The following is a 22,734-nucleotide window of genomic DNA, read 5'->3' as shown; positions in this document are numbered from 1 at the left end:
AGCTTCGCTATGGCTCAGCAGCGGCTACAGAGATCGGTGCAGCAGAGATCGAAGTGGCGGCGATCCTTGGGCCCGTCAGGCCTGCTGGACGAAGGTCAGGCGCAAGGCAAAGCCGATCAGCAGGCTGCCAAACAGCCATTGCTGCAAACGTTGCGCCGAGGGGCTGCGCTGCATCCAGCGGCCCAGCCCGGCACCGGCCAGGGCGTAGCAGCAGTCGAACAGCCCGCCCACCGCCACCAGCAACACACCCAGGGTGACGAATTGGGGGGCTACCGCGCCGGCCTGGGGATCGATGAACTGCGGCAGCAGCACCGAGCAGAACAGCAACGCCTTGGGGTTCAGCAGGTTGGTCAGCAGGCCGCGCTGGATCGCCTGGCGCCAGCGCAGGGGCGTGGCCGCCGTGCCGGCGCTGTCGAGGTTGGGCAGGAGGTTGGCCCGCAGGCACTGGATACCGATCCACAGCAGGTAGGCGGCGCCCGCCAGGCGTACCACGTCGAAGGTCCAGGGGGCGGCCTTGAACAGCGCCGCCAGGCCCAGGGCGGCCAGGGCCACATGACAGCCGCGGGAGACAGCCAGCCCCAGGGCCGTGGCCAGCGCCTGGGCCTTGCCCTGGCGGGCACCGGTCTGCAGCAGCAGGATCATGTCAGGCCCGGGCAGCAGGTAGACCACCGCCAGAGCCAGGAAATACATCCACAGTTGCGCCACCTTGCACCCCCATTCGTTGTCGAGTCGGTGCGCCCAGTTTAGGGCCACAGGGGCGGGCAGGTGCTTGCGTAATCAACCAGCAAGGCGGTGAAAATTGGCATAATCTTCCAGCTTTCAATGGAATGACCATCCGGATATGCCAAACATGAAACTCGATACCTACGACCGCAAGATCCTCGCCGCCCTGCAGCGCGACGGCCGCCTGAGCAATGTGCAACTGGCCGAGGAGATCGGCCTGTCGCCGTCACCCTGTTTGCGCCGGGTGCGCATGCTGGAGGAGGCGGGGGTGATCCGTGGCTACCAGGCGACCCTGGACCGGGATGAAGTGGGGCTGGGGCTGACGGTGTTCGTCGGGGTCAAGGTGGAACGGCACAACGACGCCGAGGCCGAAGCCTTCCGCCAGGCGGTGTTGCAGTTGCCGGAAGTGATCTCGGCGTTCCTGGTCTCCGGCGAATCGGACTTCCTGCTGCAGGTGGTGGTCCCGGATCTGCGCGGTTACGACCGTTTCCTCACTGGCCACTTGCTGAAGATCCCCGGGGTCAGCGACATCCGCAGCAACTTTGCCATTCATACGGTGAAAACCCCGGGGCCCCTGCCATTGGGGCATCTACCGGGGTGATCAACAGCGCTGGCCGGGGCGTTTGTTCGCGCATGACCGCGTAGCGGGCGCAAACCCGCTACTGGTGGACCTGGCTCAGGTCCACCAGTAGCGCACCAGGTGGAAGAAGATCGGCGCGGCGAAGCACACCGAATCCAGGCGATCGAGCATGCCGCCGTGGCCCTCGATCATGTGTCCCCAGTCCTTGACCCCGCGGTCGCGCTTGATCGCCGACATGACGATGCCGCCGGCAAAGCCCAGCAGGTTGATCAGCAGGGCGATCAGGAACGACTGCCAGATGTTGAACGGGGTGATCCAGAACAGCGCGCCGCCGATCAAGGACGCCAGGAGGATGCCGCCGACAAAGCCCTCGACGGTCTTGGACGGCGACAGGTTGGGGGCGATCTTGCGTTTGCCGAAGAGTTTTCCACAGACGTACTGCAGCACATCCGAGAGCTGCACCACGATCACCAGATAGGCGATCAGCAGCAGGTTGCGGCCTTCGTAGCCAGCGATGTCCAGGGTCAGCAGGGCCGGCACGAAGGACACGCAGAACACCGCGATCATCAGCCCCCACTGAACCTTGGAGGCGCGTTCCAGAAAGTGCGTGCTGTCGCCCCCCAGGGACGCCAGGATCGGCAGCAGCAGGAAGACGTAGACCGGGATGAAGATCGAGAACAACCCGTACCAGTCGGAGTAGATCAGCAGGTACTGCAGGGGCAGGGCCAGGTAGAAGGCCGCCACCAGGGCCGGGTAGTCGCTGCGCCGGGTCGGGGTCAGGGTGAGGAATTCGCGCAGGGCGTAGAACGACACCGCGTAGAACAGCAGGATCACCGCCGCCGTGCCGAGCCAGAAGGCGATGCCGATCACCAGCACCATCACCCACCAGGCATTGATCCGCGCATTGAGGTTGTCGATCACCGGGTTGGGCGCGCCGCGGGTGCGCCACTTGAGGATGAAACCGATCAGCGAGGCCAGCACCAGAATGGCGCCGATGCCGCCGAACAACATCAGGGTCTGCTTATCCATTTCAGCTGTGCTCCGGAGCCATGGCCAGCAGCGCGGCGCGGCTGCGTTCGAGAAAGTGTTCCTTGCTTTCATCCTCTTCCAGGGTCAGTGGCGCACCGAAGCTGGTGGTGCACAGCAGGGGCAGGGGCAGGAAGCGGCCCTTGGGCATGACCCGGTTGAGGTTGGCGATCCACACCGGAATCACCTCCACCTGTGGATAACGTTTGGCCAGGTGGTAGATCCCGCTCTTGAACGGCAGCAGGCCGTCTTCCAGGTTGCGCGTGCCCTCCGGAAAGATGATCAGCGAGTCGCCGTTGTCCAGGGCATCGAGCATCGGCTGCAGCGGGTTGTTATCCACAGCCTCCTTGCGCTCGCGGTCGATCAGCACGCCGTTGAACACCCGGTTGATGATGTAGCGGCGCAGGGCGCTTTTGTGCCAGTAGTCGGCACCGGCCACGGGCCGGGTCAGTTTGCGCAGGGCCGGCGGCAGCGAGGCCCAGAGCAGCACGAAGTCGCCGTGGCTGCTGTGGTTGGCGAAGTAGATCCGCTGCACCGGTCGCGGCGCGGAGCCGAGCCACAGGCTGCGGGCGCCAGTGATGCTGCGGGCGGCGGAGGTGATGAGGTTGGCAACCAGGGGTTCGAACATGGGCATTCCTTATCCGGCGAAGGTCAGCCAGGGGCTGGCCAGGATCAAGCTCAACAGCACCAGCACTTGTGCCGCCAGCAGCAACGCCTGGCGGCGCAGCAGGCCCAGGGCACCGCGGCTGCGTTCGTTCCAGGGCCGGCCGCCGCGCTGCGCAGGTTGCAGGCCGAGGGCGCTCAGGGCCTGATCCAGGGCCTGGGTGCTGTGTTCGAGGGACGCGGGGCCATCGGCCACGCGCTGAAACAGGTCGGCGTCGAAGGCCACGCGCAGCGCCAGGTACTTTTCCACCAGCCCCAGCAGCACCAGGGCGAGGCTGACGATCAGTCCTCCCAGGCTGACACTGGCCAGCAGGTACTGGCCCAGGCCATACAGGGCGCCCAGCAGGGTCAGGCCTGTGGATAACTGATCCAGGGCCCGGCCCCGGCGCAGCAGGCTGGCGACGCTGTAGAGCTGCATCTCACTGGACATGGGCCGCTCTCTTGCTACTGATCAGGGTTTCCAGCGCCTGCCGATGGGCCGCTTGCAGGACGATCTGCGGGCGTGCCCGCTGGATCTGCACGATGGCCGCGTCCACGGTGGCGGCGCGGCCGCTGTGCAGCAGCCAGGCGGCAATGGCCGTGGCACTGCGGGAATAGCCCAGGGCGCAGCACACCAGCAGCGGGCCTTGCTGGCGCAGGCGTTCAACGGCTTGCGCCGCAGCCAGGCACTGCTCGGGGCTGAGGGCACACAGGTCCAGTACCGGCAGGCTCTGGTAGGCCTGCAAGCCACGGCGGTCCAGGGACAGCTCGGCGCACAGGTCGAGCACCGCGACAAAGGGGCTGTCCTTGAGCTCGGCTGGGGTGGGCAGGCGGCCGAGCCAGACGTTATCCACAACCTGATCCGGCTGTGGATGTTTTTTTGTCCACAGCCGCGAGTTGATCCAGGCCGCTGCCAGATAGGGCGCCAGCAACCAGCGGGCGGCGGGGCTCAGGCGTCCGTCCTCGCGTTTCTGGAACCCTGCGGCGCCGAGCAGCGCATAGTTCAGGGCCACCAGCAACAGCGCCACGGCGGGCCAGATCAACCACAGCCCGGTGCCGCCCCAGGTGAAGGCGGCCACCGCCAATAGCGCCGCGCCCAGGGCGTAGCGCCAGGCCAGTTGGCGGCGCCGCGGGTCTTGGGCCCGCTGTGCGCTGAACAGCGGGCTGGGGCGATCCAGCGGCCACAGCCAGACACACAGCCAGCCGGCCAGGGCGCCGGTAGGCACATCGACAAAGTGGTGTTGATAAGTGGTGAGCACCGACACCCCGATCAAGCCGAACCAGCCATGCACCAGCCAGCGCCAGAAGCCCTGGCTATGCCGGGCGTAGCAGACCCACAGCACCACCAGCAGCGCGATGTGCAGGGAAGGGGCCTGGTTGAAAGGTTTGTCGAAGCCGGCCAGCACCTCGAACAGCCAGCCGAACACCCCGTCCAGTTCTGGCCGGGCAAAGGTGAAGCGCAGCGGCCAGAGCAGGAAGCAACTGACCGCGATCACCTGGGCGGTGAGCAGGCGCAGGGCGTGGCGCTTGAGCTCGTCCCGGCTGCGCGGCAGCAGCAGGGAGAAGCCGTAGAGCAGGTCGATGGACCAGTAGGGCACGATGGTCCAGGCCCAGAACGGCATATGCTGCTCCCAGTCGAAGACCAGACTGCCGACGTCGTCCCGTTGCGCGGTGACCCAGGTGGCGAAGCCGTAGGTGCTGAAGAACAGCGGTGCCAAGAGCAGCAGCCAGAGCACCGCCGGTTTCAGCAGGCCTGGCTCCCGCGCCGGCAAGGCGCCTGCGCTCATCATTGCACCCGTTGCGCCAGGGACACGCTGAAGATCCCCCACTCATCCACGCGCATGGTGATCTTGCGAAAGCCCGCGGCTTCCACCAACTGATCCATTTCCGCCTGGGTGCGGCGGCGCATGACCCAGGCCTGGCCTTCGCGGTGGCTGGTCAGGGCGCGGGCGATCAGTTCCAGTTGCGGGTGCCACGGCTGGCCGGTGTACACCAGGTAGCCGCCGGGTTCCACGGCGCTGGCCAGCCCCGCCAGGGAACCGCCGACCATCTGGTTGTCGGCGAACAGTTCATAGAGCCCGGAGACCACCGCCAGGGTCGGCTTGGGATCAAGGGCGGCGAGGTCCTCACGGTCGAAGGCGTTGCCTTTGACGAAGCGCGCGATGTCACCCAGGCCCTTTTCCTGGATCAGGGCACTGCCGTCGCGCACGTTGATGTCGCTGTAGTCGCGCAGCAGGATCGATTCCGGCAGCGGGCTGACCCCTTGCAGGGCTTCGAGGATGTAGCGGCCGTGGCCGGCAGCGATGTCGACGATGCGCACTTCGCTGTCCTGCTCACGGAGCTTTTCCATGGCCTGGCGCAGCAACTCTTCCACGTGTAGCTTGCGCTGGCGAATGCCGCGCCAGCCGATGGAGTTCAGGTAGTTCTGGTCAATCAGCCGGCCCAGGGCGGAATGCCCGGTGGGTTGGTTGCGGTAGACGTAGTCCAGGGTGCTGCCGGAGTCGAAGCCGGTGTCGAAGCCCAGCTTGACCCCCGCCGACAGCTGGCTGCCCAGGCGCATGCTGGCGCGGGTGGCGCGCCAGTACAGGTCGCGCAGGGAGTTGTGGGGCAGCGGCGCGGCCAGGGCTTCGGACTCGGCGCAGGTCACGCCCAGGCGGTCGGCGTCCAGCAGGGCAGGGCGGTTCAGCGGGCGGGCGAAGTTCTGCAGGATGAAGCGGCGGATGCTGGCCATGGCCGGCGCGCGGTTCTTTTCTCCCAGGGTGTCGTGGAAGAAGCCCGGGAGGATGTGTTTTTCCTTGTGCAGGCTGCCCAGGCGTTCGAAGAACTGCTCCTGGGGCTTGCGGTGCACCACGAAGTCCGAGCCGGAGATCAGCAGTTGGGTCGGCACCTGAATGGCCTGGGCATCGGCCACCACCCGGTCGGCTGCTTCATACAGGCCCAGCAGCACGTTGACCGAGATCGCCTTGGTGATCAGCGGGTCGGCGTCGTAGCTGTGGACCCGTTCCGGGTCGTGGCTCAAGAAGCGCGCCTTGACGTAGCTGTTGACGAAGAAGTTGCCGCGAAAGCGCCGCATCAGGGCCAGGCCCGGGCGGGCGAAAGGCACGTACAGCTTGACCTTGAACGCCGGCGAGGCCAGCACCAGGGAGCGAATCCGTGGGGCGTAGTCGTGGACCCAGGTGGAGGCGATCACCGCACCGACGCTCTGAGCCACCACGGCGATGTTTTCTTCGTCGATGCCGTGGGCGCTGCCCAGGTGGTCGCAGAAGGTCTGCACGTCACGCACGCTGGTGGCGAAGCTCGGGCTGTCGCCCCGGGCGCCCGGCGATTGGCCGTGGCCGCGAGCGTCCCAGGCGAAGAAGTCGACCTGCGGCAGGTTCAGCTCGTCCACCAGATGGGCAATGCGCCCGGAGTGTTCGTGACCGCGATGGAACAGCATCACCGCCTGCCGCGGTTCGCCTGGGGCCACTTCAGTGGCCGGCCAGTGGCGGTAAAACAGTTCGACGCCGTCATGGGTCCGGAACGTCTGGTGTTGAGCGTCGCGCATTACCATTTCCTTATGCAGAGGGAGCGTTGTGCTGAACTTCTTTGAGGCCCTGGCGGACCCGATTGATCAGGGTGTAGACCAGCAGTGCGGCGACCAGTGCCAACACGCCGTTGATCCACAGGGCGCCGAGCCAGCCCAGGGCGATGCCGGTGGCCAGCACGCCGAGGATGAAGGCGCGGTCGCTTTTGCCCATGGGCCCGTCGTAGCGCCGTGAGGCGCCGACCATCGGCCCGAGCACACCGGCGTATTCGCTTAACAGCGCCAATAGGGTCACGGCCAGCACCAGCAGCAGGCTGACGCCCGGGAGCAGGGCGAAGGGCAGGATCAGGGCGCTGTCGGCGACCACGTCGCACAGTTCATTGAGGTAGGCGCCCAGGCGCGATTGCTGGCCGAATTCCCGGGCCAGCATGCCGTCGATGGCATTGAGCGCCATGCGCAGGATCATCCACAGCGGAATCAGGGCGAAGAGCCAGGTGTGGCTGGCGAACAGGGCGATGACGGTGCCGACCAGGAGTGAGACGACGGCGGCCAGGACGGTGATCTGGTTGGCCGTGGTGCCGTTGTCGTACAGGCGCTGCACCAACGGCCGCAGCAGGTTCTGAAAGCGCGGTTTGAGCTGGTAAATCGAGAGCATGATGGGACGGTTCCTTGTCGCACGCGGTGAGCAGGGCTGGATTATTGCCATAAATGCCAGGGGCTGACATCAGAAGTTTCTGCGTGAGCAACTGGCTGCCAGTGGTGTCTGGGCTCTGTACGAAAAGCCTGGATACTCGGTGATGCTGCGTTGAAAACGGTCTCGTGCGCGAGTCCGATCGGAATGCTCATTTACACCCCGTAAAGTCGAACGCGACCCCGGCCGTTCCTCGACCGTTTTCGCCTTGCCTGACCTTCGTCTCAAAACTGTTCGTACAGAGACTACGACGCACGCCGTAGATGAAAAGGCATGGCGTGCGACAAAAAAATCACTCGATGGCTTATACAGCAACGCATTGTCCCAGCGTTATCCGCAGCGCCGGCGCGCCTGGCGGTATTGATCGGCGCGCAGTTCCGGGTACTGGTGGATGGTCCGCCGAGCCTGCCGAGCAAAGCATCCGGATCGCAGCCATGAGTAAGGTTCCACGTGGAACACATGAACTGGGTAGCCCGTGGATTCCCGTCGGTCGTCTGGCGTTTATCGCTCTGTTTGCTGTCGCGGTACTGGCTGCTGCGGTGTGTGTGCTGCTGATCCGCGGCACCTGCTGCGGTTTCAGGAGCCGTTGCTGAAGCCTGTAGCTGCCGGGTTACCGGCGAAAGGCCGCCGCGCAGAATTTTTTTAAACCGGCTGTAACGCCGGGGAGCTTCCTCTCTCTAGTGCTATGACGGGATTGCACACGCCTCCCGTCGTCCCCTGCGATTATTGAGGAACAAAAAATGAACATGAAGAAAACTGCTGCTGGTGCTGCCCTGGCTTTCGCTGCCGCCACCCTGTTTGCCGGTGTTGCCACTCAGGCGTCGGCAGCTGATGCCCAGGTTCATTGTTATGGCGTCAACGGCTGCAAAGGCCAGAACGACTGCAAGACCAAAGACCACGCCTGCAAAGGCATGGGCGCTTGCAAAGGCCAGGGCTTCAAGGCGATGACCCAGTCGGAGTGCGAAAAAGCCGGCGGCAAAGTCGGCGAGTAAGCGGCGAATCCGTGCAGCCGCAGTGGGACTGACGACCACTGCGGCCACCTTGCGAGGAGTTCGCTATGTCTGACCTTTCTTCCTGCCTGGGCTATGGCCTGGGTTTGCGCAGCGCCTACTACCAGCAGATTCTCGATGAAGCACCGGACGTCGACTGGTTTGAAGTGGTGTCCGAGAACTTCATGGTCGAGGGCGGCAAGGCCCTTTACTACCTGGACGCCATTGCCGAGCGTTACCCCATCGTGATGCATGGGGTGTCGTTGTCCATTGGCGGTCCCCACGCCCTGGACCTGGACTACCTCAAGCAACTCAAGCAACTGGCCCGGCGGGTTGAGCCGGCCTGGATTTCCGATCACCTGTGCTGGAGCCGCGGCAACGCTCATCAACTGCACGATCTGCTGCCCTTGCCCTACACCGAGGAAAGCCTGGAATACGTGGCGGGCCGGGTGCGCCAGGTGCAGGAGGTGCTGGAGCGTCCCCTGGTGCTGGAGAACGTCTCCAGCTATGTGCGGGCCGCGGCGGATCAGTTCAGCGAGTGGGAGTTTCTGGCCGCCTTGAGCCAGCTCAGTGGCTGCGAGCTGTTGCTGGACGTGAACAACGTCTACGTCAGTTCACGCAATCACGGCTTCGATCCCTGGCAGTTCATCCAGGGGCTGCCGGCGCAACGGGTGCGGCAATTGCATCTGGCCGGGCATCAGGATCATGGCGACTACGTGATCGACACCCATGACCAGCCGGTCTGCGATCCGGTCTGGGCGCTGTATCAGCGCACCCTGCAACACCTTGGGCCGGTCGCGACCCTGCTGGAGCGTGACGATCATTTTCCGCCGTTGAGCGAACTGCTCGGCGAACTGCACAAGGCTCGCGCGCTGGGGCAACGGGCGCTGTCCGGGAGGCTTGAATGCGCCTGAACGAATGGCAACTGGCCTTTGAACGCTACCTGCTGGCCGAGCAGTCCCAGGCGGACAGCCTGCTGGGCAACAGCCTGATCGGCGGACCGACCCTGAATGTCGCCACCGGTCTGGCGATTTACCACAACGCCTACCAGGCGCGGCTGCTGGAAGTCATGGTGGCGGACTTTCCGACGATCCTGCAGTGGCTTGGCGATGAGGAGTTCGCGTCACTGGCCGGCGCTTATATACGCCAATCTCCCTCCCGGCATTTCAGCCTGCGCTGGTTGGGGCAGGGCTTCGCCGAGTTCATCCAGGGCCATCTGGTGCCGGAGCAGGGCCTGCCCCTGGCGGAACTGGCGCGCCTGGAGTGGGCGTTCACCCTGGCCTTTGACGCCGCCGAGGCCCAGGTGCTGACGGTGGCGGACATGGCGGCCCTGGACGCCGAAGAGTGGCCGCTGCTGCAACTGCAACTGGCGCCTTGTGTGCAGTGGCTGGACTGCCGTTACAACAGCCTCGCCCAGTGGCGCGCGGTCAAGGATCGGGCGGATTTCCCCGAGAGTGCTTTACTCGAACAAGAGCAGCCTTGCCTGGTATGGCGGGTGGATCGGGTCTGTCGCTATCGCAGCTTGTCGTCAGCAGAAGCCCAAGGGTTGCGAGGCATGATCGAGGCGCAGTGGAGTTTCGCGGAACTCTGTGCCGAGCTGGCCGTCACTTACCTTGAGGGGGCCCCGTTGCAGGCCGTTACCTGGCTCAAACAGTGGGTCGAAGACGGCCTGGTGGTACGCCGCGAGTCCTGGAAAACCGCTGGAAATTCGATAGCCAGCTAATTTTCCAAGATGGTCTACCCTCATTTCAGACGTCTGAAACAGGGGGGATTTTTCATGCTCGCGCAACTTCCACCGGCCTTACAGAATCTGCAATTACCCTTGCGCCTGCGGCTCTGGGATGGCCATGAATTCAATCTTGGGCCGGAGCCCAGCGTCACCATCGTGGTCAAGGACCCGCAGCTGGTTGCGCAATTTACCCATCCCAGCCTGGACGCACTGGGGGGCGCCTTTGTCGAGGGCAAGCTGGAACTCGAAGGCTCCATCAGTGAAGTCATCCGGGTGTGCGATGAGCTGAGCCAGGCCTTGCTGAATGAGGATGACGACGATCAGCCGGTGCGCACGCAGCACGACAAGGCCACGGACGCGGCGGCCATTTCCTACCATTACGACCTTTCCAACGCCTTCTATCAGCTCTGGCTCGACAGTGACATGGCCTATTCCTGCGCCTACTTCGAGACCGGCAGCGAGTCCCTGGAACAGGCCCAGCAAGCCAAGTTCCGCCACCTGTGCCGCAAGCTGCGCCTGCAACCGGGGGATTACCTGCTGGATGTCGGTTGCGGTTGGGGCGGGCTGGCCCGTTACGCTGCCCGCGAGTTCGGCGCCAAGGTCTTTGGCATCACCTTGAGCAAGGAACAACTGGCCCTGGCCCGTGAACGGGTCAGTGCCGAAGGCCTGGACGATCTGGTGGAGCTGCAGTTGCTGGACTATCGCGACCTGCCTCAGGATGGCCGCTTCGACAAGGTGGTCAGCGTCGGCATGTTCGAACATGTGGGCCATGCCAATCTGCCGGAATACTGCCGGACCCTGTTCAACGCGGTGCGCGAGGGCGGCCTGGTGATGAACCACGGCATCACCGCCAAGCACACCGACGGACGTCCCGTGGGCCGGGGCGCCGGGGATTTCATCGAGCGGTATGTATTCCCCAATGGCGAGCTGCCGCACCTGGCGATGATCTCGGCGCAAATCAGCGAGGCCGGGCTGGAAATCGTCGATGTCGAAAGCCTGCGCCTGCATTACGCCCGCACCCTGGATCACTGGAGCGAGCGCCTGGAGGACAACCTGGAGGCGGCCGGCCAGCAGGTGCCGCCGCAAGCGCTACGGATCTGGCGGCTGTACCTGGCGGGTTGCGCTTATGCGTTTGCCAAGGGCTGGATCAATCTGCACCAGATCCTCGCGGTCAAGACCCATGCCGATGGCAGTCATGAGTTGCCCTGGACCCGGGACGACCTCTATCACCCCTAGGCCCGGCAGCGTTTGCTGCAGACCCTGAGTGGCTCCCTACAGGATCGGTGAAATCAGCCGCGCGACCCGCATGCCCAGTTGTTGCAGGCGGTGGGTCTGGCGGCTTTCTTCCCGGGCGATTTCCCGGGCCTTGGCGAAGTCGGCGTCCAGCATCTGCTCCACCTCGGTGGCGAAGTCGTCATCCACGGTCAGCAGCATCACTTCGAAATTCAAGCGGAACGAACGGTTGTCCAGGTTGGCGCTGCCAATGGCGCTGATCTCGTTGTCGATCAACACCACCTTTTGATGCAGGAACCCCGGCTGATAACGGAAGACCCGGACCCCGGCGCGCACCGCCTCGAAGGCGTAGAGGCTGGAGGCGGCGTAGACGATGCGATGGTCCGGGCGCGAGGGCAGCAGGATGCGCACGTCCACATCCCGCAGCACGGCCAGGCGCAGGGCGGCGAAGACCGCTTCATCGGGAATGAAATACGGGCTGGTGATCCACACCCGTTCGGTGGCGGCATGGATCGCTTCGACGAAGAACAGCGAGCATGTTTCGTAGGCATCGGCGGGACCGCTGGCGAGCAATTGGCAGAGCACGCCGTCATCCGGGTAGGTGTCTGGAAGGATCAGCGGCGGCAGTTCCCGGGCCGCCCAGAACCAGTCTTCGGCAAAGGACTCCTGCAGGCAGGCCACCACCGGGCCGCTGACCTGGACGTGGGTATCGCGCCAGGGCGCCAAGGGCGGCTTCTTGCCCAGGTATTCGTCACCGACGTTGTGCCCGCCGACAAAGCCCAGCAAGCCGTCCACCACCACAATCTTGCGGTGATTGCGGAAGTTCACCTGGAAGCGGTTGAGCCAGCCACTGCGAGTGGCGAAGGCATGCACCTGGACCCCGGCGTCACGCAGGGTCTGCACATAAGCGGCGGGCAGGGAATGGCTGCCGACGCGGTCGTAGAGCAGATGGATGGAGACGCCTTCGGCGGCCTTTTCCAGCAGCAGGCGTTGCAGGCGCCGGCCCAGCTCGTCGTCGTGAATGATGAAGAACTGGATCAGCACCGCCTTGTGGGAGCGGCGGATGGCATTGAAGATCGCTTCGAAGGTGGCGTCGCCGTTGACCAGCAGGCGCACCTGATTGTTGGCCAGGCACGGCATGCGCCCCAGCTTGGGCATGGCCCGCAGCGTGGCATAGGCCTGGGAGGCACGGGCGGTGAGCGCCTCTTCGACCCAGGGCCGCCAGTTCAGCTCATTGATGGCCTTGTGCATTTCCACGTTGGCCTGGCGCCGGGCCTGGATGTAGGCATCGAAGGTGCTGCGGCCGAACACCAGGTAGGGAATCAGGGTCAGGTAGGGCATGAACATCAGTGACAGGGCCCAGGCAATGGCGCCTTGGGCGGTCCTGACGGTGAGCACCGCGTGGATCGCGGCGATCAGCCCGAGAAAATGCAACAGCGCGATGAGATAGCCGAAGATGTGCGGGCCAAAATAATCCATGGGGCAACCTTTGCTCCTGAAGATTCAATGCCTAACAGACCATGTTCCACAGCGAATGTCGCTATTTTATTCTGCATGCAACGCCGTGCCTTGGCCGAAGTCTAACGGCCACTACTGTCTAGGAGTCATTCGATGAAACTTCGTTTACTGGGTTGGGCCTTGGCGGCGGGATTGGCGCTGCCACTGGCTGCGCAGGCGCAGATGCTGCAACCGGGCTTGTGGGAACTGACCAGCAGCAACATGAAGGTTGATGACCAGAACTTGCCGGACTTGTCGCTGATTCTTGGCCAGCTGCAGCAACAGATGACCCCGGAACAACGGGCGATGCTGGAGAAACAGGGCGTGACCATGGGCGGCAAGGGTATTCGGGTGTGCTTGACGCCGGACCAGGTGAAATCCGACACCATTCCGCTGCAGGACCCGCAATCGGGTTGCCAGCAGCAGGTCACCGAGCGCAACGGCAATCAATGGAAGTTTCGTTTCACTTGTCCCAAGGCTCAGGGCAACGGGGTGGCCAAGTTCATCAGTGATCGCGAGTTCACCACCAACGTGATCGGCACCTTCAATGCCACCGGCCTGCAGCAAAAAGGCAGCATGGACACCCGCGCCGTATGGCTGGGCCAGGACTGCGGCACGGTCAAACCTCGCGCTTCCTGACCGCCCCTGGTGAGCGGCCGGAGGGCCGCTGCGCTTGTCGGCGAAGCGGCCCTCCAGGCACCTGGACCAGGGCCCTCGCCGACAAGCCCGGGCTCCGGCTAGCTAATCCGTTCCACTACCTGCTCCAGCGTCAGCTGTCCCAGATCCTCGCCATCTCTGCTGCGCAGGCTGACGTAGCCTCCGGCTTTCTCCTTGTCCCCGATCACCAGCAGGTAGGGCACTTTCTGCAGGCTGTGCTCACGGATCTTGTAGCCGATCTTTTCGTTGCGCAGGTCGGCACTGGACCGCAGCCCCTCTCGGCGCAGGCGTTCGCTGATTTCCCAGGCATAGTCCGCCTGAGCTTCGCTGATGTTGAGCACCACCACCTGCTGCGGCGCCAGCCACAAGGGCAGGGCGCCGCCATGGTGCTCGATGAGGATGCCGATGAAGCGCTCCAGGGAGCCGAACAGCGCGCGGTGCAGCATCACCGGTTGCCGGCGTTCGCCGTTGTCGGCGATGTAGCTGATGGCGAAGCGCTCGGGGAGGTTGAGATCCACTTGCAGGGTGCCGCACTGCCAGTCGCGGCCAATGGCGTCGCGCAGCACGAACTCCAGTTTCGGACCGTAGAAGGCGCCTTCTCCCGGGTTGAGCCGATAGTCGATCTGCATGCTTTGCAGGGCGCCGACCAGGGCGCTTTCCAGCTGATCCCAGGTCTCGTCGCTGCCGATGCGATTGGCCGGGCGCGTGGAGAGCTTCACCGCCACCTCGTCAAAACCGAACTCCTTATAGATGTCGAACACCAGGGCGATGGTGCGGGCGCATTCGTCTTGCATCTGTTCCGGGGTGCAGAAGATGTGGGCGTCGTCCTGGGTGAAGTGGCGGACCCGCAGCAAGCCGTGCAGTGCCCCTGAAGGTTCGTAGCGATGGACCTTGCCGAATTCGGCGATGCGCAGGGGCAGGTCGCGGTAGCTCTTCAAGCCGTGGCCGAAGATCGCCACCGCGCCGGGGCAGTTCATGGGCTTGAGGGCGAAGGTGCGCTGGTCCTCGGTGCTGGTGGTGAACATGTGGTCGCGGTAGTTCTGCCAGTGCCCGGAGGTTTCCCAGAGGCTGCGGTCCATCACGTCCGGGGTGTTCACTTCCTGGTAGCCGGCCTGTTCCTGGCGCTGGCGCATGTAGCCGATCAACAGCTTGAACAGGGTCCAGCCCTTGGCGTGCCAGAACACCGAACCCGGCGCGCAATCGTCGAAGTGGAACAGGTCCAGTTGCTGCCCCAGCTTGCGGTGGTCGCGCTTGGCGGCCTGTTCCTGACGCAGCAGATAGGCGTCCAGATCCTGGCGGGTGGCCCAGCAGGTGCCGTAGATCCGTTGCAACGGCGCGTTGCTGGCATCGCCGCGCCAATAGGCGCCGGCCACCTTGGTCAGCTTGAAGGCCCGCAACTGGCCGGTGGTACGCACGTGGGGGCCGCGGCACAGGTCTTCGAAATCGCCCTGGCGGTACAGCGACAGCACGGCCTCCGGGGGCAGGTCGCGGATCAGCTCGACCTTGTAGTGCTCGCCCTGGTCGGCGAAGTGTTGCAGCGCCTGCTCCCGGGACAGCTCGCGGCGGCGCAAGGTGTGGTTGGTGGCGGCAAGGCTGTGCATGCGCGCCTCGATCAGTTCCAGATCCTCGGGGGTGAAAGGGCGCTCATAGGCGAAGTCGTAGAAGAAGCCGTCCTCGATCACCGGGCCGATGGTGACCTGGGCCGAGGGATACAGCTGCTTCACCGCCATGGCCAGCAGGTGGGCGCAGGAGTGACGCAGGACTTCCAGGCCATCGGCATCGGTCGCGGTGACGATGCTCAGGCGGCTGTCGGTGTCCAACAGGTAGTCACAGTCCACCAGCCGGCCATCGACCCGTCCGGCCACGGCGGCTTTGGCCAGGCCGCTGCCAATGCTGGCGGCCACTTCGAACACGGACAACGGCTGGTCGTACTCACGGCACGCGCCATCAGGCAGGGTGATGCGGATCATCTTCGGTGGTCCTTGGTCAGGCTTGGGGGATTAGCGGATGAAGCGCAGGGGCAGGCCCTGACAGTGGTCGTACAGACGCCCCTGGTGCCAGGCGAGCTGACCCGAGACCAGGGTGGTGGCGACGCTATGGCGAAAGCGTTGGCCGGCAAACGGCGTCCAGCCGCATTGGGCAAGAATCGGCTGGCGGTCCACAGCCAAGCCCTCGGGCTCGGCGCGGATCAGCACCAAGTCGGCCCAGTAGCCTTCGCGCAGGTAGCCACGGTCGGGGATGGCGAACAGGTCGGCGACCCGGTGGCTGGTCTTGGCCACCAGGGTGGTCAGGGGCAGGACCTGGTCCGCCACCAGTTCCAGCAAGGCCGGCAAGGCGTGCTGCACCAGAGGCAGGCCGGCGGGCGCACGGGTGTAGGGCTGCTGTTTCTGTTCCCAGGTGTGGGGCGCGTGGTCACTGCCGATGATGTCCAGGCGCTGGCTGTTGAGGGCCTGGCGCAAGGCGTCGCGATCGGCCTGGGTCTTGATCGCCGGGTTGCATTTGATCAGGTGGCCAAGACGCGAGTAGTCGCGGTCATCGAACAGCAGGTGGTGCAGGCAGACTTCGGCGGTGATGCGCTTTTCGGCCAGGGGCCGGTCCTCGAACAGGGCCAGTTCCCGGGCGCTGGTCAGGTGCAGGACGTGCAGGCGGGTGCCGTGTTTCTTCGCCAGTTCCACCGCCAGGGACGAGGAGCGGTAGCAGGCCTCGGCGTCGCGAATGCGTGGGTGAGCTGCGGCGGGAATCTGCTCGCCATAGAGTTGCTGCCAGCGTTGTTGCTTGAGCTGGATGCTCGGGGTGTGTTCGCAGTGGGCCAGGAGGAGGGTCGGTACCTGGCGAAACAGCCGGTCCAGCACGTGCGGATCGTCCACCAGCATGTTGCCGGTGGAGGCGCCCATGAACACCTTGACCCCGGCGACCTCGGTGGGATCGAGGGCGGCGACGGTGTCGAGGTTGTCGTTGCTGACGCCGAAGTGAAAGCCGTAGTTGGCCACCGAGGCGATCGCTGCGCGGCGTTTCTTGTCGGCCAGGGCGGCCAGGGTCAAGGTCGCCGGCGAGGTGTTGGGCATGTCCATGAAGCTGGTGATGCCACCGGCCACTGCGGCGCGCGACTCGCTATGGATGCTGCCTTTTTCCGGGGCGCCGGGATCGCGAAAGTGCACCTGGTCGTCGATCATCCCTGGCAGCAGCCATTGGCCCTGGGCGTCGATTTCCAGTTCGGCGCTGAGGTGGTCGAGGCTGCCGATGGTCTCGATGCGCCCGTGATTGACCAGCAGGTCGGCGTCGAACTCCCGTCCTTCGTTCACCAGGCGGGCATTGCGGATAAGGATTCGGCTCATGCTCAAAACTCGTTCTGCAGGGCCTTGTAGCCGCGGACCAGATCGACGTTGGTGCGGGCCACGTCCTCGGAAAACTCCGAGGCACTGATGCTCACCGGAGGGAACTGCGCCAGGTCGGTCTTGGGGCCGATGCGGGTGGTGGAGGGCACGTAGAAGCCTGGGGGCAGGTCGCGCCCGTCCACCACCGAGTTGTGGCGGACCACGCTGCCGTCGCCCACCACGCAGTTGAACAGCACGCTGTTGAAACCGATGAACACCCGGTCGCCGACCACGCAGGGGCCGTGGACGATGGAGCGGTGGGCGATGGAGGTGTGCTGGCCGATGGTGACGGCGGCGCCGGATTTGGAGTGGATCACCACGCCGTCCTGAATGTTCGAATTGGCGCCGATGGTGATGGCTTCCATCTGGCCGCTGGCGTCGACCTCGTCGGCGCGGATCACCGCGTAGGGGCCGACGAACACGTTGTCGCCGATCACCACCTTGCCGCAGATGATGGCGGTCTTGTCCACGTAGGCGGATTCGGCGATCACCGGCAGATCGCCGGAAGGGTTTTTACGAATCATGGCGCGAGTCCTTCAAGGGGGAACTGATGACTTCCACCGCGCCATCGCGAATGGCGTTGTAGAAACAGTTGGGGCGGCCGGTGTGGCAGGCGGGGCCTTGTTGCTCCACTTGCAGCAACACGGCGTCGCCATCGCAGTCCAGGCGCGCTTCGATCAGGCGCTGGCGGTGGCCCGAGCTTTCGCCCTTGCGCCACAGGCACTGGCGCGAGCGCGACCAGTAGCAGACCTGGCCGCTGGCCAGGGTTTCGGCCAGGGCCCGGCGGTTCATCCAGGCCAGCATCAGCACCTCGCCGCTGTCGTGTTGCTGGGCGATGGCGGCGATCAGTCCGTCGCTGTTCCAGGGCAGGGCATCGAGCACCGCGGTCAGCGGCCAGCGACTGCCCTGGGCAGCGCTTTCCAGGTCCAGCAGTGTCAGCGGCGGGCGTTGGATCATGGTCGGCTCAGGGCGTCGTACAGGGTGTTGAGGTTGTATTCGAACAGCCCGATGAAGGTGCTGGCCGGACCCGTGGCGGAGAGCGCGTCGGAGTACAGGGTGCCGCCGATATGGGCGCCGCTTTCGTCGGCGATCTGCTTGAGCAGGCGGGCGTCCTTGATGTTCTCCATGAACACCGCCTTGACCTTGGCGTTGCGGATCTGGGTGATCAGCGCCGCGACTTCGGCGGCCGAGGGTTCGCGTTCGGTGGACAGACCCTGGGGCGCCATGAAGTCGATACCGTAGGCCTGGCCCAGGTAGCCGAAGGCGTCGTGGGAGGTGACGATCTTGCGGTTGCCCGGGGGCAGGGCGCCGAGTTTGGTCTTGGCCTCGGCCAGCAGGCGGTAGATCTGTTGCAGGTAGGCCTGGCTGTTGCGCTGGTAGTCGGCCTGGTGGGCCGGGTCGGCGGCGATCAGCGCCTGGGTGATGGTGTTCACATAGAGTTCGCTGTTGGCCAGGTTGTGCCAGGCGTGCGGGTCGGGCACCTGTTCGCCGTCCTCGTCCAGGGTCCGTGGAATCACCCCGCGACTGGCGGTGATCACCGCAGTCTTGGTGGCCGAGCTGGCCACCAGGCGATCCAGCCAGGGTTCGAAGCCCAGGCCGTTCTTGATGATCAGCCGGGCCTTGAGCAGGGCCTTGGCATCGTCCGGCGTGGGTTCGTAGGTGTGGGCGTCTTCATCGGCGCCTACCAGGTTGGTGATCTGTACATGCTCGCCGCCGACCTGGCGGGTGATGTCGGCGAGGATGCTGAAGCTGGTGACCACGGCCAGCTTGTCCGCGGCCTGGGCGGTGGACCACGACAGTGGCAGCAGCAGGCTGAACAGCACGAGTAGAGCGCGCATCGGGAAACACCTCATGGGGATGTGAGTAACGGCGGGCGGTGCAACAGGCCGTGTACCGGACCGAACACCACGGACAGCAGGTACAGGCTGCCCGCCACCAGCACGATGGCCGGTCCGCTGGGCAGCGAGTAATGGAATGACAGCAACAGGCCGAGCCACACCGAGAGACAACCCAGCAGCGCGGCGATGCCCATCAACAGCGGCAGCCGCCGGCTCCAGAAGCGCGAGGCGGCGGCCGGCAGCATCATCAGCCCCACCACCATCAGGGCGCCGATGGCCTGGAAACCGATCACCAGATTGAGCACCACCAGGGTCAGGAACAGGCCGTGAGCCAGGGGACCCAGGCGACTGACACTGTGCAGGAACAGTGGGTCGAGGGTGTCCAGCAGCAGGGGTTTGTAGATCAGGGCCATGGCCAGCAGGCTGACGGCCGAGACCAGGAGCATGCCGTTGAGGGTCGGGCCGTCCACCGCCAGGGCCGAGCCGAACAGCAGGTGCAACAGATCCAGGCGTTTGCCCGCCAGCCCGAGGATCAACACGCCGCTGGCCAGGGAGATGGGGTAGATAGCCGCGATGCTGGCGTCTTCCCGCAGGCCGGTGCGGCGGGTGATCCAGGCCGCGAGGCCGGCCATGCCCAAGCCGGCGCCCAGGCCGCCGAAGGTCAGGGCCGGCAAACTGAGACCGGCGAACCAGAAGCCCAGGGCCGCTCCGGGAAGGATGCCGTGGGCCACCGCATCGCCGATCAAGCTCATACGTCGCAGGATCAGGAAGACGCCCAGGGGGGCGGTGCTGCAGGCCAGGACCAAACCGCCGAGCAAGGCCCGGCGCATGAACACGAATTCGCTGAAGGGTTGCCAGAACTGTGCGGCGAACTGCATCACACCACCTGCGTCTGGAAGGGCGGGGCGATCAGTTCTTGGCTCTGGCCCAAGACACAGCCGCTGCTTTTGACCCACAAGGTCTGGGGGATGTGCTGGCGCACGGCGGCCAGGTCATGACAAACCACTACCAGCGTTCGGCCCTGGGCGTGCCAGCTGTGCAGGTGTTGCCAGAGCAGGGTCTGGCCCGCTTCGTCGAGGGCGGCGTGGGGTTCGTCCAGGAGCAGCAGAGGCGCTTCGGTCAGGCTCAGTCGGGCCAGCAGCGCGCGCTGTAATTCCCCACCGGAAAGGGCCATCAACGGGCGGCTTTCCAAGCCACTCAAATGCCAGTCTTCGAGCACCGCCTGAAGTTTTTCTGCCCGGGCCCTGGCGGGTTCACGCTTGCCCCAGAAGCCACCGGCCACCAGCGCTTCAAGGCTGATAGGGAACTGGCGATCGAGGTGTTGCTGTTGCGGCAGAAACGAAAAGCCGCCCCGTTTGGGCGCCGCCAGATCGACCTTGCCGGCCAAGGGTTTTTGCAGCCCGGCCAGGACTTTCAGCAGGCTGCTTTTGCCCGAACCGTTGGCGCCGATGATGGCGCTCAGGCTGCCGCTGGGCAGGTGCAGGTCCAGGGCTGGAGTCAGGGGTTGGCCCGGCGCGCCCCAGCGCAAACCTCGACAGCGGATCATCAGGCCTCCCAGTTCCAGCGGCTTTGCGCCACGGCGTCGTGGGCGTGCAGGCTTTCCGCATGCACGACCCGCAGTTGGAAGGCGTTGACCCCGGGGGAGCGGCGCAGGGCCAGATTCAGGCGGCGGGCGGCGTCTTCGCAGAACATCAGGTTTTGTCCGTTGGCCAGGGCGAAGGCCTGCTCATCGGCGCGTTTGACCGCCGTCTGCACGGCAGTGCCCAGGGCGTTTTCCGCGTCGTTGATCAGTGCAATCAACGGCAGTTCGTCGAGGAAGTCGTCCAGGCGCAGATGCAGTTCGGCGTTGCTGCGTTGGCTATGGGGCGTGGCGACTATGCCTTGGGTCGAGCCCAGCCAGGCCAGGATCTCGGCGTGCTGCAATGGCCGGTTGGCGAAATCGTCGACGAATTGCTGTTGGATCAACTGACGGGACAGGGCGGCCGAGCAAGGGCAAGTGGAGGAATAAGGCACGACAATTTTTAGTTCCACGTGGAACATCGCGTTTTTCAGCCGTACTTCGATGCTCAACGGATAGCTCTTCCAACCGGCCAAAGGACTGACCAATGCCGGGCGTTTGAGCAGCAGATCGAAGTGCAGGCGCAGGTAGGCGCTGTTGGCCAGGCCTTCGTGACTGTCGAGAAAGCGCTGTAGCACTTGGCGCAGCAGAGCAGGCGTGAGGTTGTCCTGTTCGAGCATTTCCAGGGCCAGGTACAGCCGCGACATATGAATGCCTCGCGCCTCGCCGTCGTCGAGGCTGACTCCGGCGTCCGCTTTGGCAGCGATCCGTTGGCTGTCCATCAGTACAGGTAAGGCAATGCCGCACATGCCCACCCATTCCAGGGGCAAGGCTTGGCGTGAGGCCTGCGCGGCGATATCCGGCAGAGTCAGCGCGTTCATGAACAGGTCCGTCGTTAGGAATATTTCTGCATGTTATATTATAACAATACATCCGATGAAACATTTTTCCTCGGCGGTTCTTTGGCCTGTTCTTGTGAGTACGGACACTCCCTCATCTGCGGTATTTGTCATGCACAGACGTCAATTGCTCAACCTGCTGTTGGCCGGTACGGCCCTGATGTTGCCCTGGGCTGTTTCTGCCGCGCAGATCCGTAATGCGCGGCTGTGGAAAGACGCCGACAAGCTGCGGCTGGTGCTCGATCTGAGTGGCCCGGTGCAGTACAAGACCTTCACTCTGAGCGCACCGGAGCGCTTGATCATCGATTTGAACGGCGCTCGCCTGAGTGGCGATTTCAGTCAGTTGCCCCTGGCCCGTACGGTGATCCGCGCGATCCGCTCCGGGCATTTTGGCCAGGGCGATACGCGGATCGTCCTCGACCTGAATGAGCCGGTGCAGCTCAACAGTTTTCTCCTGCCGCCCCAGGATGGGCAGGGCCATCGACTGGTGCTGGACCTGTCTGCGCCCGGCAAGGCGCCGTTGCAGATCGCCGCGGCCGCTGCGCCCCTGGCCAAACCCGAGGCGTCGCCGGGCAAGCCTCATCCCAAGCGCGACATCATCGTGGTGGTGGACCCCGGCCACGGTGGCAAGGACCCCGGCGCCGTGGGGGCCAAGGGTGAGCGAGAGAAGGATGTGGTGCTGTCCATCGCCCGGTTGCTGGCCAAGCGGCTCAAGCGCGAGAAGGGCTTTGCCGTGAAGCTAGTGCGCAACGACGACTTCTTCGTGCCGCTGCGCAAGCGGGTAGAGATCGCCCGCAAGCACAAGGCCGACATGTTCATCTCGGTGCACGCCGATGCGGCGCCGCGCCTTAGCGCTTCCGGTGCCTCGGTGTATGCCTTGTCCGAAGGCGGGGCGACTTCGGCCACTGCGCGCTTCATGGCCCAGCGGGAAAACGATGCCGACCTGCTGGGGGCCAGCAGCCTGCTCAATCTCAAGGACAAGGACCCGATGCTGGCGGGGGTGATTCTCGACATGTCGATGAATGCCACTATTGCCGCCAGCCTGCAGCTAGGGGGCACTGTGCTGGACAGCCTGTCGGGGATCACCACCCTGCATCAGAAGCGCGTGGAACAGGCCGGGTTCGCGGTGCTCAAGTCGCCGGACGTGCCATCGATCCTGGTGGAAACCGGCTTCATCTCCAACCGCCGCGACAGCCAGCAACTGGTCACCACGCGGCATCAGCAGGCGATTGCCGACGGCCTGTTCCTGGGTTTGCAGCGCTACTTCGAAAAGAACCCGCCGGCCAACAGCTATCTGGCCTGGCTCCAGGAAACAAAGAACAACCGCACCGTGTAGCCACCAGCGCCTGCATCTGGCGCGATGTGGGGGCGGCTAGCAACCGCTAATGCGGCTGCAGGTGAACTTGGCGCTGCTGCCGCCAGAACTGGAGAAGCGATTGCGGGTGGTCCAACCCACGCGCTGGCTGTAGCCCACCCAGGCTTCACCATCGGAGGCCAGGCCGGTGAAGAAGGTCAGTTGCCCGTAGCGACTGTTGGTCTGCGCCCAGTAGCGTTTGCCGATCACCTCGAACCCGCGCAAGTAAGTGGTGCTGCCCGCCGTGGCGACGCTGTAGGCATTGCCCAAGGGATCGACGCAGGCCAGCAGGGTGGCGCTGCGGGTGCAGGTGGCCAAGGTACTGGGCACGGCGGCTGTGGCGTGGCCGGCCAGCAGCATCAGGCTTGAAAGCAGGGTGGGCAGGACAAGGCGCATGGCAGTTCTCGTGGCGACAGGGGCG

General features: G+C 64.7%; 25 protein-coding genes. 8 read left to right on the top strand and 17 right to left on the bottom strand.

Features of this window, described 5'->3' with window-relative positions; genetic code table 11:
- Window positions 1-75 precede the first annotated feature (75 nt).
- The gene (locus PFZ56_RS05515) at window positions 76-690 is read right to left on the bottom strand and encodes a LysE family translocator (RefSeq protein ID WP_222933553.1); all 615 of its coding nucleotides are present in this window, start codon (window positions 688-690) and stop codon (window positions 76-78) included.
- A 160-nt stretch (window positions 691-850) separates the two neighbouring features.
- On the opposite strand from PFZ56_RS05515, the gene PFZ56_RS05510 reads away from it, so the two are divergent.
- Window positions 851-1,324 (top strand): Lrp/AsnC family transcriptional regulator, encoded by a 474-nt coding sequence (locus PFZ56_RS05510; RefSeq protein ID WP_170001387.1) that lies wholly within the window; start codon window positions 851-853, stop codon window positions 1,322-1,324.
- Between the two features lie 75 nt (window positions 1,325-1,399).
- Here PFZ56_RS05510 and PFZ56_RS05505 read toward each other — a convergent pair whose 3' ends face one another.
- From PFZ56_RS05505 to PFZ56_RS05480, 6 genes are read right to left on the bottom strand one after another with little or no spacing between them, the layout of a single operon-like run.
- Window positions 1,400-2,332: a phosphatidate cytidylyltransferase gene (locus tag PFZ56_RS05505; protein WP_102881378.1), complete on the bottom strand. Its 933-nt coding sequence runs from the start codon at window positions 2,330-2,332 to the stop codon at window positions 1,400-1,402.
- Between the two features lies 1 nt (window position 2,333).
- Window positions 2,334-2,957 carry a 1-acyl-sn-glycerol-3-phosphate acyltransferase gene (locus PFZ56_RS05500; protein WP_102881377.1) on the bottom strand — a complete coding sequence of 208 codons (624 nt, stop codon included), beginning with the start codon at window positions 2,955-2,957 and terminating at the stop codon, window positions 2,334-2,336.
- A 9-nt stretch (window positions 2,958-2,966) separates the two neighbouring features.
- Window positions 2,967-3,422, bottom strand: coding sequence for a hypothetical protein (locus PFZ56_RS05495; protein ID WP_102881376.1), 456 nt, complete (start codon window positions 3,420-3,422; stop codon window positions 2,967-2,969).
- Window positions 3,412-4,758, bottom strand: a complete 1,347-nt coding sequence (locus PFZ56_RS05490) for a phosphatase PAP2/dual specificity phosphatase family protein (protein WP_170001429.1) — start codon at window positions 4,756-4,758, stop codon at window positions 3,412-3,414. The genes PFZ56_RS05495 and PFZ56_RS05490 overlap by 11 nt, the downstream gene beginning before the upstream one ends.
- Window positions 4,758-6,515 (bottom strand): bifunctional alpha/beta hydrolase/class I SAM-dependent methyltransferase, encoded by a 1,758-nt coding sequence (locus PFZ56_RS05485; protein WP_102881375.1) that lies wholly within the window; start codon window positions 6,513-6,515, stop codon window positions 4,758-4,760. The genes PFZ56_RS05490 and PFZ56_RS05485 overlap by 1 nt, the downstream gene beginning before the upstream one ends.
- Window positions 6,516-6,525: 10 nt before the next feature.
- Window positions 6,526-7,149, bottom strand: a complete 624-nt coding sequence (locus tag PFZ56_RS05480) for a CDP-alcohol phosphatidyltransferase family protein (protein ID WP_170001388.1) — start codon at window positions 7,147-7,149, stop codon at window positions 6,526-6,528.
- A 470-nt stretch (window positions 7,150-7,619) separates the two neighbouring features.
- Here PFZ56_RS05480 and PFZ56_RS05475 point away from each other — a divergent pair, with 470 nt between their 5' ends.
- The 5 genes from PFZ56_RS05475 to cfaB all read left to right on the top strand — a co-directional run bounded on the left by PFZ56_RS05475 (window position 7,620) and on the right by cfaB (window position 11,139).
- The gene (locus PFZ56_RS05475) at window positions 7,620-7,778 is read left to right on the top strand and encodes a hypothetical protein (protein ID WP_170001344.1); all 159 of its coding nucleotides are present in this window, start codon (window positions 7,620-7,622) and stop codon (window positions 7,776-7,778) included.
- 147 nt (window positions 7,779-7,925) lie between these two features.
- A complete protein-coding gene (locus PFZ56_RS05470) occupies window positions 7,926-8,177 on the top strand; it encodes a hypothetical protein (RefSeq protein ID WP_102862397.1) in 252 nt (83 codons plus the stop codon).
- Between the two features lie 65 nt (window positions 8,178-8,242).
- Window positions 8,243-9,088, top strand: coding sequence for a DUF692 domain-containing protein (locus tag PFZ56_RS05465; RefSeq protein WP_102862396.1), 846 nt, complete (start codon window positions 8,243-8,245; stop codon window positions 9,086-9,088).
- Window positions 9,079-9,897: a DNA-binding domain-containing protein gene (locus PFZ56_RS05460; RefSeq protein WP_170001389.1), complete on the top strand. Its 819-nt coding sequence runs from the start codon at window positions 9,079-9,081 to the stop codon at window positions 9,895-9,897. The genes PFZ56_RS05465 and PFZ56_RS05460 overlap by 10 nt, the downstream gene beginning before the upstream one ends.
- Before the next feature lie 54 nt (window positions 9,898-9,951).
- Window positions 9,952-11,139: a C17 cyclopropane fatty acid synthase CfaB gene (cfaB, locus tag PFZ56_RS05455; RefSeq protein ID WP_102881372.1), complete on the top strand. Its 1,188-nt coding sequence runs from the start codon at window positions 9,952-9,954 to the stop codon at window positions 11,137-11,139.
- A gap of 36 nt (window positions 11,140-11,175) precedes the next feature.
- Here cfaB and cls read toward each other — a convergent pair whose 3' ends face one another.
- Window positions 11,176-12,615, bottom strand: coding sequence for a cardiolipin synthase (gene cls / locus PFZ56_RS05450; RefSeq protein WP_170001390.1), 1,440 nt, complete (start codon window positions 12,613-12,615; stop codon window positions 11,176-11,178).
- 132 nt (window positions 12,616-12,747) lie between these two features.
- On the opposite strand from cls, the gene PFZ56_RS05445 reads away from it, so the two are divergent.
- Window positions 12,748-13,272 carry a DUF3617 domain-containing protein gene (locus tag PFZ56_RS05445; protein WP_170001391.1) on the top strand — a complete coding sequence of 175 codons (525 nt, stop codon included), beginning with the start codon at window positions 12,748-12,750 and terminating at the stop codon, window positions 13,270-13,272.
- Window positions 13,273-13,370: 98 nt separating this feature from the next.
- Here the strand turns inward: PFZ56_RS05445 and thrS are convergent, their stop codons facing one another.
- From thrS to folE2, 8 genes are read right to left on the bottom strand one after another with little or no spacing between them, the layout of a single operon-like run.
- Window positions 13,371-15,260 carry a threonine--tRNA ligase gene (gene thrS / locus PFZ56_RS05440; RefSeq protein WP_170001392.1) on the bottom strand — a complete coding sequence of 630 codons (1,890 nt, stop codon included), beginning with the start codon at window positions 15,258-15,260 and terminating at the stop codon, window positions 13,371-13,373.
- A gap of 30 nt (window positions 15,261-15,290) precedes the next feature.
- Complete coding sequence (locus tag PFZ56_RS05435) at window positions 15,291-16,625, bottom strand: dihydroorotase (RefSeq protein WP_170001393.1); 1,335 nt, start codon at window positions 16,623-16,625, stop codon at window positions 15,291-15,293.
- Between the two features lie 2 nt (window positions 16,626-16,627).
- Window positions 16,628-17,188, bottom strand: a complete 561-nt coding sequence (locus PFZ56_RS05430) for a carbonate dehydratase (RefSeq protein WP_102862389.1) — start codon at window positions 17,186-17,188, stop codon at window positions 16,628-16,630.
- Window positions 17,178-17,621: a phosphoribosyl-AMP cyclohydrolase gene (gene hisI / locus PFZ56_RS05425; RefSeq protein ID WP_102862388.1), complete on the bottom strand. Its 444-nt coding sequence runs from the start codon at window positions 17,619-17,621 to the stop codon at window positions 17,178-17,180. The genes PFZ56_RS05430 and hisI overlap by 11 nt, the downstream gene beginning before the upstream one ends.
- On the bottom strand, window positions 17,618-18,502 hold the full coding sequence (locus tag PFZ56_RS05420; protein ID WP_170001394.1) for a metal ABC transporter substrate-binding protein: 885 nt from the start codon (window positions 18,500-18,502) through the stop codon (window positions 17,618-17,620). The genes hisI and PFZ56_RS05420 overlap by 4 nt, the downstream gene beginning before the upstream one ends.
- A gap of 11 nt (window positions 18,503-18,513) precedes the next feature.
- Window positions 18,514-19,380, bottom strand: coding sequence for a metal ABC transporter permease (locus PFZ56_RS05415; protein WP_102862386.1), 867 nt, complete (start codon window positions 19,378-19,380; stop codon window positions 18,514-18,516).
- Complete coding sequence (locus tag PFZ56_RS05410; RefSeq protein WP_170001395.1) at window positions 19,380-20,048, bottom strand: metal ABC transporter ATP-binding protein; 669 nt, start codon at window positions 20,046-20,048, stop codon at window positions 19,380-19,382. The genes PFZ56_RS05415 and PFZ56_RS05410 overlap by 1 nt, the downstream gene beginning before the upstream one ends.
- A complete protein-coding gene (gene folE2, locus PFZ56_RS05405) occupies window positions 20,048-20,941 on the bottom strand; it encodes a GTP cyclohydrolase FolE2 (protein ID WP_170001396.1) in 894 nt (297 codons plus the stop codon). The genes PFZ56_RS05410 and folE2 overlap by 1 nt, the downstream gene beginning before the upstream one ends.
- 130 nt (window positions 20,942-21,071) lie before the next feature.
- Here folE2 and PFZ56_RS05400 point away from each other — a divergent pair, with 130 nt between their 5' ends.
- Window positions 21,072-22,295, top strand: coding sequence for an N-acetylmuramoyl-L-alanine amidase (locus tag PFZ56_RS05400; RefSeq protein WP_170001397.1), 1,224 nt, complete (start codon window positions 21,072-21,074; stop codon window positions 22,293-22,295).
- Window positions 22,296-22,331: 36 nt separating this feature from the next.
- On the opposite strand, the gene PFZ56_RS05395 is transcribed toward PFZ56_RS05400, so the two are convergent.
- A complete protein-coding gene (locus PFZ56_RS05395; RefSeq protein ID WP_102881365.1) occupies window positions 22,332-22,709 on the bottom strand; it encodes a glutamine synthetase in 378 nt (125 codons plus the stop codon).
- Between the last annotated feature and the right edge of the window lie 25 nt (window positions 22,710-22,734).

Origin of the sequence: Pseudomonas danubii (assembly GCF_042980055.1) — a bacterium.
Taxonomy (GTDB): domain Bacteria; phylum Pseudomonadota; class Gammaproteobacteria; order Pseudomonadales; family Pseudomonadaceae; genus Aquipseudomonas; species Aquipseudomonas danubii.
Note: the sequence above shows the minus strand (reverse complement) of the source record. Positions and strands in the feature narration are given on the sequence as shown.